Raw genomic sequence first — 11,588 nt, 5'->3', positions numbered from 1 at the left:
GTGACGTCGCAGATAAAACGAGCGGTAGACCGGCAATCGAGGCACGAATCTTCGTCCACGGAAGAACACTTCGAACACGGGGGCGCGCTCATGCTGGCCGTTGCGTTGTCCCTGGGAAGCGCGATCGCGCTGGGGCTGGCCCGCTTTTCCTACGCGCTGTTGTTGCCCGCGATGAAGCTCGACCTCGGCTGGAGCTTCGCGCAAGCAGGCGCGATGAACACCGCCAATGCATTCGGCTACTTGATCGGCGCGCTGGCCTTTCCACGCATGTCCCGCCGATGGCCGCCTTCCGCATTGCTTCTCGCAGGCTGCGCTTCAACGACGTTGTTAATGGCCGCAAGCGGCCTCGCGTTCTCGACCTGGCTGCTGCTGTTCCTGCGCGTTGCCACCGGCTGCGGCAGCGCGCTCATCTTCATCAGCGGCGGCGTGCTGGCGGCGCGGCTTGCATCGCTTTCCACGCGCGGGGCCGGGCTCTTGCTCGGCTTGTACTACGGAGGCACGGGCTGGGGCATCCTTGCGTCGGCGGTGCTCGTGCCTTTCACGGTGGCGCCGCGTGTGCATGGATGGCAATACGCGTGGTTCGCGCTCGCCGCAGTCTGCGCGCTCTGTTCAGCCGGGGCGATCGTGGCGGCGCGCAAGATCGAATCGAATCATGCGAGAGTTGCGCGCGGTGCCGAAGCGAATGCGGCGCCTCCGAGCGCAACGGTGGCAGTGTCGCGCATGTGGCTCGTGCTTGCGGGATACACGCTCTTCGGCGTTGGATACATCGGCTACATGACGTTCATCGTCGCGCTGCTTCGCAACGCCTCGATGAACGCGACTGTCATCACGAGCTTCTATGTCTTGCTCGGCGCCGCCACCGTGGTTTCGGCGCGTCTGTGGTCCGGGCTGCTCGACCGCATGCGCGGCGGCCAGGCGCTCGCGGTGCTCAACGCGCTATTGGGTATCGCCACGCTCGTGCCCGCGCTCTTCATGCATCCCGTGGCGGCTTTCGCTTCGGGTCTGTTATTCGGCGCAACTTTCTTGTCCGCGGTCGCGGCAACGACGGCGTTCGTGCGGCATAACTTGCCGGCCGATCAGTGGGCAAGGGGAATCAGCGCGTTCACCATCGTGTTCGCGCTCGGGCAGATCGTCGGGCCTATTGTGATCGGATGGGTATCGGACGGCGCGGGGCTCGAACGAGGCATGCTCTACTCGGCGATGCTGCTCGTCCTCGGTGCAATTCTCGCTGCAAGTCAGAAGCCGTTGCAAAGCGCGATGGCGCGATAACCTCACTCGAACGCCTTTGCCGTCAACGCCTCGCATACTTCCCACAGGCGTTTGGCCGCGTCTTTATCGAGTGCCTGCGATGCAACCTTCGCCGGTCCCACGGTGTCGCCGCGTGCTTCGAATAACCCGAGCGGTCCGTAGTAACCGCCATCGACGACATCGGGCGCGGTCGCTGCATAGAGCGTTGGCAGCGCGCCGCTCAGATCGCTGTTCAATAACGCGCCGATAAACCCGCTCAACACGGTGCGCGCCGCCCGGCTCACAGCCGACCGATCGTCGCGAAACAGGTTCGTGTTGGCTACGCCCGGATGCGCGGCCACCGACATCACGCGCGATCCCGCCGCACGCAAATGACGGTCGAGTTCGAACGCGAACATGAGGTTGGCGAGCTTGGACTGGCGGTACGACGACATCGGCGAATAGTGACGCGTTGCCTGGAGATCGTCGAAATCGAGCCGTCCCGTCTTGTGCGCGATGGATGCAATCGTGACGATGCGCGGGCGCTCGGACGCGCTTTCCGCCGCCATTTCGATTGCGGGCAGGAGCAGGCCGGTCAGCGCGAAGTGCCCGAGCACGTTGGTGCCGAACTGAAGCTCGAAGCCATCGGCGGTTTCGGCGCGGCGCGGCGGCGCCATGACGCCCGCATTGTTGACGAGGATGTCGAGCGGCTTACGTAAAGCGAGCTGACGGTCGGCGAAAGCGCGCACCGAGGAAAGATCCGCGAGTTCGAGTTGTTCGAGTTGCACGCGCGCGTCGGGCACTTCCCGTTGCAGCCGCGCGAGCGCTTGTGCGCCGCGCTGCGGATTGCGGCATGCGAGTACCACTTCGGCGCCATGCCGGGCCAGCACGGCGGCGGTGTGATAGCCGATGCCGCTATTCGCGCCGGTGACGATGACCCGGCGGCCCGTCTGCGACGCGATGTCATCGATACTCCAGGGTTTGCTCATGTGCGTGCGGGTTTCAGTGCGAACAGAGGTCACTATGCCATGCGCGGTGCACGGCGCGCGGCAAAGAGGCCCCAGCGATCGCCGCATCGGACGCCAATTTTCGGCGATTCGACAACGGCGGGCGAATCGCCGACAATCGCTACTTCGCTTTTTCGCTGTCCAGATCGGGCCCCGCTGCGGGCGTGGGCCCCCGCGTCAGGTAATATGTCGGCGCTTGTCCAGGTAATCCAGGTAACCTTCAAATGACCACGATTCTCGAAAGCCTCCCCGTTCAGCAACGCGTCGGAATTGCATTTTCCGGCGGTTTGGATACCAGCGCCGCGTTGCACTGGATGCGTCTCAAAGGCGCAGTTCCGTTTGCATACACGGCCAATCTGGGCCAGCCCGACGAGGACGACTACGAGGAAATCCCGCGCCGCGCCATGCAATACGGCGCGGAAAACGCCCGCCTGATCGACTGCCGCGCGCAGCTCGTCGCCGAGGGCATCGCGGCGCTGCAATCCGGTGCGTTCCATATTTCCACTGCGGGCGTGACCTACTTCAATACGACGCCGCTCGGGCGCGCCGTGACGGGCACCATGCTCGTCGCCGCGATGAAGCAGGACGGCGTGAATATCTGGGGCGACGGCAGCACGTATAAAGGCAACGACATCGAGCGCTTTTATCGTTATGGGCTGCTGGTGAATCCGGATCTCAAGATCTACAAGCCGTGGCTCGACCAGACCTTCATCGACGAACTGGGCGGCCGCGCGGAGATGTCCGAATTCATGCGCAAGGCAGGGTTCGACTACAAGATGTCGGCGGAAAAGGCTTATTCGACCGATTCGAACCTGCTCGGCGCAACGCACGAAGCCAAGGATCTGGAAAGCCTCGAAAGCGGCATGCAGATCGTCAAGCCGATCATGGGCGTGGCGTTCTGGCGTGACGACGTGCAGATCGCGCGCGAGACCGTCACCGTGCGTTTCGACGAAGGTGTGCCCACCGCGCTCAACGGCGTGGAATTCGGCGATCAAGTCGCGCTGCTGCTGGAGGCAAACCGAATCGGCGGGCGTCACGGGCTCGGCATGAGCGATCAGATCGAAAACCGCATCATCGAGGCTAAGAGCCGTGGCATTTACGAGGCGCCCGGACTTGCGCTCTTGCAGATCGCGTATGAGCGGCTCGTGACGGGTATCCATAACGAAGACACGATCGAGCAGTATCGCGAAAGTGGCCGCCGGCTCGGACGCCTGCTTTATCAAGGCCGCTGGTTCGATTCGCAGGCCATCATGCTGCGTGAAGCCGCGCAGCGCTGGGTGGCGCGCGCCGTGACGGGTGAAGTGACCATCGAGCTTCGCCGTGGCAACGACTACTCGATCATGAGCACGAAGTCGCCGAATCTGACGTATCAACCGGAACGCCTGTCCATGGAAAAGGTGCAGTCGACGTTCTCGCCGCGCGACCGGATCGGCCAGTTGACCATGCGTAACCTGGATATCGACGACACGCGCGAGAAACTTCGCGTGTATGCGCAAGTCGGCCTTCTGACGCCGGGCGATACCTCGGCTCTTCCGCAACTGGATGAGCCATCGAAGGCGGGTTCCAGGGAGTAACGCGTAAGAACGCGCGGGAGCCAGGTAAGAATCTGGCTCCCGCTTTTTTTTGGTTTGGTGTTCGACACCGCGCGTATCTGCGATCAGCCGCGCGAATTAAAGCATCCGCATGCATTCGAGCGCCAGTAAAAACCTCCAGCCGTAAAATCCCGTTTCGAAAAAATCGATTTTACGGGTCAGCGTGTCATGCGGTTTTCTTATGAAGGCGCGCTTTCTCGCCAAGTCTTTAGCTAAATCAAAACATGCACTATTCGCGTGATTTTCGGTTCCGGCGCGCGCCATCGGGAAAGTGGGCTTCGAATAAAGGGAAGAGTTACCCGCGAAATGAAACTTCCGAATCATTCCGCTTAAATCCATAATCGCAAACAAATAGACAATGAGCGAGGCGTTCGTCATTATCGGAGAGATTCTCACGCCGGAGCGCATGCATGATCCGATCGCAGGAAAACGCCATCGCCGGGCGGCTCTCGACCAGGAAGGTGCATACCAGTGCGCAAAAGGCGCGAGTATTGGTTGTCGATGACAATCAACACGGCGCGTGCGCCACGAGTGCGCTTCTCGACGCCGACGGTTTCCACGTAAGAACCGCTTTCAGCGGCGTGCAGGCAATCGAGATATTGCAAGATTGGATGCCGCACGTCATTTTGCTCGATATCAATATGCCCGAATTCGACGGATTCGCGGTTGCGTCCGTGATTCGGAGTATCGGCGCGACTAGCGATCTGGGCATCATCGCAATGACCGGTTACGACGAAGCGGAATTACGCCTGCGCGGATCGCTCGATGCATTCGACGGCTACTTCAGACGCGGAGACAGTGAGCTCAACCTTGTTGCGCTTCTTGAAGACATCGTCGAAGGGTGAGTGCAGCGACTGCTAATCTGCGCGATCAGACAGTTCGTACAGCGGTATATGCGCAATGCTCGATTCAACCAGACTTTTGCCCTGAATCAGATGGGCCGTTAAATCGCGCGTGGTGGACGGGCGTGTCAACATCAGGCACGTCACTTCCGGCTGTTCCACTCTCGTCGCGTGCCACGTGCGCGGATGCATGCACAGTCCGGTGCCCGGCGTAATCTCGAACGCGCGCAGCGTTGCCGGATCGGGCAACCCTTCGGCATTCGATGTAGCAACGATCTGAACGATCGGCCCGGTCAGCGGCACGATAGCCTGCTGCGTCAGAAGATGCGCTTCGAGTCGCGCCACCGTCGCAGGCTGCTTGCGATAAATCACCCAGAGAATCTCCGCAGGCTGATCGTCACCGGGCGCGAAGAGATGCGTGCGCCAGTAGTCGGACGCGGGGCTCAGGTAGGTGGCGGGATCGTCGGAGAGCGCGGGCGTGCCGAGCATCACGCCGTAGGGCGCGCAGGCGAGTGGATCGAGCGGTTCGATATCAAGGACGTTCGGCATAAGTCTCCAAGTGTTCAAGGCGAGGTACGGGCAAAGCCGGCGGCAATATCGTCAGCGGTTTCCGGCACGAGCGCGAAGCGCGGTCCGTGCTTCAAGCTGTAATCGAGCATGATCGCGCGTGCAAGCCGGGCGATGGACTCGGGCAACAGGCTGTCCGCGCTGCGCCGATACGACACGACGAGCGGCAGGCCAGGCACGTGGTGCGCGACACGCAGCGTCTGCAATTGCCCGCTTTCGATTTCGCGCATCACGAAGGCGGCAGGCACGGCTGCAATGCCGAAGCCATCGACGACGAGCCGGCTGATCGCCGCAGCGGACGAAAGACAATTGATCTGCATCTGGTTCTCGCCGGCCGCCGCGAATAGATCGACGAGAAAGGCGTGCGGCTGCGAGTGCCGCGCGAAACTCACGATCTGAAACGCGGCAAGCTCGCTCTCCGAGAGCGTCTCGTCGGACAAGCCCAGCGCCGGGCTTGCGACCCAGCACATGGGCAAGCTGCCAAGCAATGCGTTGCCGACATCGGCACCGTTGATCGGCGTGCTTAGCAACGCGGCATCCAAATGACCGTGCGCAACTTGAGCCGATAGATTCGCGGATGTGTCGCTCGTCAATTCGAGCGTGAGGCGCGGGTACTCTTCGCGCACCCGCTTGAGCAATTCGGGCAGCCATGTATGCACGACCGATTCGATTGCGCCGAGCCGCAACATGCCCGCGATGTTGCGCCGGTCGCCCACGCTCTCGACCATCGCGCGGTTGATCTGCACGATCTGTTCGGCGAAGGCGAGCGCCTTGGTGCCGTCCTGAGTCAGCGTGACCTCACGCGGACCGCGCTCGAAGAGCTTCACGCCGAGTTCGAGTTCGAGCGCTGAAATGCGGCTCGAAATCGCGGCTTGCGTGGCGTGCATGCGCTCGGCGGTCAGCCGGAAGCTACGCAAGCGCGCGAGCCAGACGAAGGTCTCGAGAAAGCGGACGTTCATGGTGGATGCCAGGGCGAGTCGTATCGGACGGCCCAGTGTAGCGCCGCAATAAGCGTCGAACGACAAGAAATTCTCCGCACTTGCCTCAAGTTTTATTTGTTGGACACGGCACGCGCTCGACGCGAACACTGTGGGCGTCGTCATCCTTATCTCGAAGCTCACATGTCAGCCATTTCATTCGTCATCGAAGATGGACCGCGATTCGCGTTCAGTCCCGCACGGCTCATCATCGCCGGCTGGGCGGGGCGCGACAGCGCTGAAGTCGAGCACCATATCGCCGAACTTGCCGCGCTGGGCGTAAAGCGCCCGGCCACGACGCCATGCTTCTACGAAGTCGCGGCGTCGCTGCTGACCGTGGACGAACGGATCGATGTCGTCGGCGGCAATTCTTCGGGCGAGGTGGAGGCCGTGCTCGTGTCGGACGCGAGCCATGGTCTGCTGGTCGGCGTCGGCTCGGACCATACGGACCGCAAGGCAGAAAGCTACGACGTGGCCGTTTCCAAGCAGATGTGCGCAAAGCCGCTCGGCGCGACGCTCTGGCGCTACGACGATGTCGCTGCCCATTGGGACCAGCTGATTGCGCGAAGCTGGCGTATCGATCCGCATGGCGAGCGCGTGCTCTATCAGGAAGGCTCGCTTGCACGATTGCTGCCGCCGGCCATTCTGTTGACCGGGCTCGGGCACACGCGTTCGTTACCTTCCGGCACGGTGCTTTATTGCGGCACGCAAGCACTGCTCGGCGCACTGCTGCCCGCGTGGAGCTTCGAGATCGAACTGCACGATCCGGTCTTGCGGCGCACGCTGGTTCATCGTTATGGCGTGAATGCGCTCGCGCACGTGGAGTGACGGCCATGCCGACCATCAGCACCATTCAGCACGCGCTCGCAACGGGGCAAGCCACGGCGTCGAGTCTCGTCGACGCCTCGTTCGAAGCGATCCAGCGCGATACCCACGTAGACCCGAGCACCTATGTGAGCGTGGATCGCGAGTCGTCGCACGCGGCCGCCATGACGAGCGATGCCTTGCGTCTGCGCGACTACGTACCGTCGTCGCTCGCGGGCGTTCCCGTCTCCATCAAGGACCTGTTCGATGTGAAGGGCGAAGTCACCGCCGCCGGCTCGCGCGTGCTGCAAGGCGCTGAACCGGCCACGCGCGATAGCGTCGCGGTCTCGCGTCTGCGCGATGCGGGCGCGGTCTTCGTCGGCCGGACCAACATGAGCGAGTTCGCGTATTCGGGGCTCGGGCTGAATCCGCATCACGGCACGCCGCGCAATCCGCATGATGCGCGTCGGGTGGCGGGCGGATCGAGTTCGGGCGCGGCGGTCTCCGTTGCGCGCTCACACGTGGCGTGGGCGCTCGGCACGGATACGGGCGGCTCCTTGCGCATTCCGGCGGCATTCTGCGGCCTCACGGCGTTCAAGCCGACCGCGCGGCGCGTGCCGCTCGACGGCGTATTGCCGCTCGCAAGCGCGTTCGATTCGGTCGGCGCGATTGCGAACAGCGTCGATTGCTGCGCGGCGGCCGACGCCATTCTGTCCGCCGAGACGCCCGATACCACGGCGCGCCCGCTCGATACGCTGCGCTTGTGCGTGACCTATGCCGATGTCGTCGATGACGCAGAGGATGCCGTGCGCGCGGCGTTCGAGCGCGCCCTCGATGCATTGCGGACGGCGGGCGCGACTATCGAGTCAATCGACTTCCCGGAGCTGCGCGACGTGCTCGAACATGCGCCCCAACCGGGCATCACGGCATCGCAGGCGTGGGCGTGGCATCGGCATCTCGTGGCTCGGGAGGGGCATCGGTACGACCCGCGCGTGCTCGCGCGCCTGCGTCGGGGAGAGCGTTTTCTGGCGGCGGATTACATCGATCTAATGGCCGCGCGCGAGCGTTTCATTCGCGGCGCACGACGACGGCTCGCGCCCTTCGATGCATGGCTCATGCCGACCGTCGCCATCGTTGCACCGTTTCTGGAAGCGCTCGAACATGACGACGAACACTTCTTCGCGGTCAATGCGAAGACCCTGCGCAATCCAGGCATCGTCAATTTGCTCGATGGCTGCGCGCTCACATTGCCGTGTCATCGCGAGGGCGAATTGCCGGTGGGAATGTCGATTGTCGGTCCCGCATTCGCCGATGCCGCCGTTCTCGCAATCGGTCGCGGCGTCGAGGCGCGCTTCAGGCAAATGCGCTCGAACGCTTAACGAATTCTTATCGCGGGCGACAGAAATTACTCGTTGGACAACGTATATCGGCCACCGAATACTGCGTTCACCTTGTTGCTAACCCCTTGTTGCCAACCCGATATCCACGATCAAAGAGGTCCAACCATGAAACCACGCGCTATGTATCCGTTGTCCGCGACGCTTGCTGTCTGTGCATCGTTCGCTCCGCTTGCCGCGCATGCCGCCGATGCGGTCGTGCTGATCGGTCATGCTGCGCCGTTGACCGGCCAGCTCGCCAACATCGGCAAGGACAGCGAGAATGCGGCGCGCTTGGCTGTCGATGAAATCAACGCGCGGCATCTCGTCATCGGCGGCAAGAACGTAACGCTGCAACTCGATTCGCAAGACGACGCGGCCGACCCGCGCACCGGAACGCAGATCGCGCAGAAGCTGGTCGATGATGGCGTGGTCGCGGTAGTCGGTGACATCAACTCGGGCGTGTCGATTCCGGCATCGCGCATCTATAGCGAAGCGGGCGTCGTGCAGGTCACGCCCGCGTCCACCAATCCAGCTTATACGCAGCAGGGCTACAAGACGGCGTTTCGTCTCGTGGCGACGGATGCCATGCAAGGTCCCGCGCTCGCACGCTTTGCCACCAACACGCTGAAAGCACGGCGCGTGGCCGTGATCGACGACTCGACCGCTTACGGGCAAGGGCTTGCCGAACAATTCTCGAAGGCGGTGTCATCGGGCGGCGGCGCTATCGTGACGCACGAAGCGACCAGCGACAAAGCCACCGATTTTCGCGCGATCCTGACCAAGGTTAAAGGTCTGAAGCCGGACGTCATCATGTACGGCGGATCGGATGCAACGGCTGGTCCGCTCGTCAAGCAGGCGGCCAATCTGGGCATCAACGCGCGCGTACTGGCAGGCGATGGCGCATGCACGGACAAGATGAGTTCGCTTGCGGGCGATGCCATCGTCAATCTGGTCTGCTCCGAAGCGGGCTTGCCGCTCGCACGCATGCCGCGTGGCGCGGAATTCGAAAAGCGCTATGTGGAACGCTTCAAGACGCCGATCAACGCGTATGCGCCGTTCGCGTATGACTCGGTATATGTGATCGTCGATGCAATGAAACGCGCGAACTCCACCGACCGCGCGAAGATTCTGGCCGCCATGCCCGCAACTCGCTATGACGGCGTGACCGGCAATATCGCCTTCGATCCGCATGGCGATCTGACCACTGCGGCGATCACCGTGTATCAGTTCAAGGACGACAAGAAGATCGTCGCGGACGTCATTCACAACTGACCGTCTGCATCACGCGGCCTTGGAAAAACTAACGTTTCTCCGCGTCCGTCTTCCTGAAAACATCCACGCTATCCGTATGCGAAGCCGCGAACGCCCTGACCAGCATCAAGCCGACGACACCGAGTATGACCGCGACCGAGGACAACTCATATAAAGACACGCTCATGAGAAATGCTCCTGGGATGATTGACATCCCAGTCTAAGCCGGCCCGGTGTCGTCGCAAAACGAGCATATTTCACGTGCATGTGAGAAATATTGAGATACCGCGCGACGCGCCCTCAAGCGTTCATTGCCGTTCCGGGAAGCGCAGTTTCGAATGTTTCCGGCCATACGACACATAGATCACCATGCCGATGACGAGCCAAACCACGAGCCGAACCCACGTGACGAGCGGCAAACCGGACATTAGCAGGAGGCAAAAGAGGATGCCCAGAATCGGGACGATGGGCACGCCCGGAACCCTGAACGGGCGATTGGCGCCGGAATCGCTGCGCCGCAGATAGATCACCGCGCCGCACACGAGAATGAACGCGAACAAGGTGCCGATACTGACCATCTCGCCAAGCACGCTGATGGGCGTGAGCGCCGCGACGATCGCCACGATCGAACCAATGAGAATCTGGCTCAAATGCGGCGTCTTGAGCCGCGGATGCACCCGCGCAAAAAGCCCCGGAAGCAGGCCGTCGGTCGACATCGTGAAGAAGATGCGGCTTTGTCCGTAGAGCAGCACGAGAATCACCGTGGTCAAACCCGTCAGCGCGCCGATCTTGATGAGAATGGAGAACCAGTTCATGCCGATGGCATCCACGCCCTTCGCGATGGGATCGGGCACGTTGAGTTCGCCGTAAGGCACGAGCCCGGTGAGCACGCCCGCAACGAGGATGTAAAGCACCGTGCAGATGACGAGCGATCCGAGAATGCCGATAGGCATGTCGCGCTGCGGTTTCTTCGCTTCTTGCGCGGCAGTGGAGACGGCATCGAAACCGATGAACGCGAAGAACACCACGGCGGAGCCGCGCAAGATGCCGCTCATGCCGAAGTTGCCGAATTCGCCCGTGTTCGGCGGAATGAACGGATGCCAGTTCGCCGGCTTCACGAAGAAGATGCCGAGCGCGATGAAGGCCACCACGACGACCAGCTTGACCGCCACCATGATGTTGTTGAGCCGTGCGGATTCCTTCGTTCCGAGCACGAGCAGCGTGGTCAGCACGCCGATGATGAACACCGCCGGCAAATTGATGACGCCCGTCACGGTGCTTCCGTCGGCGAGCTTGATGACGGTGCCGGGTGCGGCCGCGAGCGCAGGCGGAATCGTGACGCCCACGTTATGCAAGAGGCTCACGATATAGCCCGACCAGCCGACCGCCACCGTCGCCGCACCCATCGCATATTCGAGGATCAGATCCCAGCCGATGATCCACGCGAAAATCTCGCCGAGCGTGGCATACGTGTAGGTATAACTACTGCCGCATACAGGCAGCATGGCCGCCAGTTCCGAGTAGCACAGACCCACGAACGCGCATGCAATGCCGCCCAAAACGAACGACAACATGATGCTCGGCCCCGCGAATTGCGCGGCGGCGGTGCCCGTCAGCACGAAGATGCCAGCGCCTATGATCGCGCCGATACCCATTGCCGTAATGCTCGTGGCGCCAAGGGTTTTCGATAGGTGACTGCCTTCCGCGTCCGCGCTTCCCACGATATCGGCGACGGATTTGCGCGCCATGTAACTCGTATCGGCCATGATGAGTCGTCCCGTTCAAATGATGTTGGGCACGGACCGACTCGGCATGCTTCGGCTCGCGGAGGACTACAAACGCGCCTGCTGAGGAGTTGATGGGTTAATCGGTGGATAGGCGATGAATTCAGTGTAGACCGAAAATAATAAAGTCGACCAATGGATTTCCCGCGCCCGCCGCG

Annotated in this window: 12 protein-coding genes; 6 read left to right on the top strand and 6 right to left on the bottom strand. The window is 62.0% G+C overall.

Annotated elements, in window-relative coordinates:
- Window positions 1-90 precede the first annotated feature (90 nt).
- The gene (locus P9250_RS01520; RefSeq protein WP_310390784.1) at window positions 91-1,269 is read left to right on the top strand and encodes a YbfB/YjiJ family MFS transporter; all 1,179 of its coding nucleotides are present in this window, start codon (window positions 91-93) and stop codon (window positions 1,267-1,269) included.
- Between the two features lie 2 nt (window positions 1,270-1,271).
- On the opposite strand, the gene P9250_RS01515 is transcribed toward P9250_RS01520, so the two are convergent.
- Entirely contained in the window at window positions 1,272-2,216 is a 945-nt protein-coding gene (locus P9250_RS01515) for an oxidoreductase (protein WP_310390783.1), read from the bottom strand.
- A 242-nt stretch (window positions 2,217-2,458) separates the two neighbouring features.
- Between P9250_RS01515 and argG the strand changes: the two genes are divergently transcribed.
- On the top strand, window positions 2,459-3,808 hold the full coding sequence (argG, locus tag P9250_RS01510) for an argininosuccinate synthase (protein ID WP_310390782.1): 1,350 nt from the start codon (window positions 2,459-2,461) through the stop codon (window positions 3,806-3,808).
- 96 nt (window positions 3,809-3,904) lie between these two features.
- On the opposite strand, the gene P9250_RS01505 is transcribed toward argG, so the two are convergent.
- On the bottom strand, window positions 3,905-4,234 hold the full coding sequence (locus P9250_RS01505; RefSeq protein WP_310390781.1) for a hypothetical protein: 330 nt from the start codon (window positions 4,232-4,234) through the stop codon (window positions 3,905-3,907).
- A 2-nt stretch (window positions 4,235-4,236) separates the two neighbouring features.
- On the opposite strand from P9250_RS01505, the gene P9250_RS01500 reads away from it, so the two are divergent.
- A complete protein-coding gene (locus tag P9250_RS01500; RefSeq protein ID WP_310390780.1) occupies window positions 4,237-4,671 on the top strand; it encodes a response regulator in 435 nt (144 codons plus the stop codon).
- 12 nt (window positions 4,672-4,683) lie between these two features.
- On the opposite strand, the gene P9250_RS01495 is transcribed toward P9250_RS01500, so the two are convergent.
- Together P9250_RS01495 and P9250_RS01490 are read right to left on the bottom strand one after the other, a co-directional pair.
- Window positions 4,684-5,217 (bottom strand): ureidoglycolate lyase, encoded by a 534-nt coding sequence (locus P9250_RS01495; RefSeq protein WP_310390779.1) that lies wholly within the window; start codon window positions 5,215-5,217, stop codon window positions 4,684-4,686.
- A gap of 14 nt (window positions 5,218-5,231) precedes the next feature.
- Window positions 5,232-6,194: a LysR family transcriptional regulator gene (locus P9250_RS01490; protein ID WP_310390778.1), complete on the bottom strand. Its 963-nt coding sequence runs from the start codon at window positions 6,192-6,194 to the stop codon at window positions 5,232-5,234.
- Window positions 6,195-6,356: 162 nt separating this feature from the next.
- On the opposite strand from P9250_RS01490, the gene P9250_RS01485 reads away from it, so the two are divergent.
- From P9250_RS01485 to P9250_RS01475, 3 genes are all read left to right on the top strand, one after another.
- Window positions 6,357-7,040, top strand: a complete 684-nt coding sequence (locus P9250_RS01485; protein WP_250469554.1) for a DUF2848 domain-containing protein — start codon at window positions 6,357-6,359, stop codon at window positions 7,038-7,040.
- 5 nt (window positions 7,041-7,045) lie between these two features.
- Window positions 7,046-8,395 (top strand): amidase, encoded by a 1,350-nt coding sequence (locus P9250_RS01480; protein WP_250528228.1) that lies wholly within the window; start codon window positions 7,046-7,048, stop codon window positions 8,393-8,395.
- A gap of 141 nt (window positions 8,396-8,536) precedes the next feature.
- Entirely contained in the window at window positions 8,537-9,667 is a 1,131-nt protein-coding gene (locus tag P9250_RS01475) for a branched-chain amino acid ABC transporter substrate-binding protein (protein WP_310391412.1), read from the top strand.
- A gap of 28 nt (window positions 9,668-9,695) precedes the next feature.
- On the opposite strand, the gene P9250_RS01470 is transcribed toward P9250_RS01475, so the two are convergent.
- Together P9250_RS01470 and P9250_RS01465 are read right to left on the bottom strand one after the other, a co-directional pair.
- Window positions 9,696-9,833 (bottom strand): hypothetical protein, encoded by a 138-nt coding sequence (locus P9250_RS01470; RefSeq protein ID WP_250469552.1) that lies wholly within the window; start codon window positions 9,831-9,833, stop codon window positions 9,696-9,698.
- A 121-nt stretch (window positions 9,834-9,954) separates the two neighbouring features.
- Entirely contained in the window at window positions 9,955-11,412 is a 1,458-nt protein-coding gene (locus tag P9250_RS01465) for an amino acid permease (protein WP_244831453.1), read from the bottom strand.
- Window positions 11,413-11,588: the final 176 nt, after the last annotated feature.

Origin of the sequence: Caballeronia sp. LP006, from assembly GCF_031450995.1 — a bacterium.
Lineage (GTDB): Bacteria > Pseudomonadota > Gammaproteobacteria > Burkholderiales > Burkholderiaceae > Caballeronia.
Note: the sequence above shows the minus strand (reverse complement) of the source record. Positions and strands in the feature narration are given on the sequence as shown.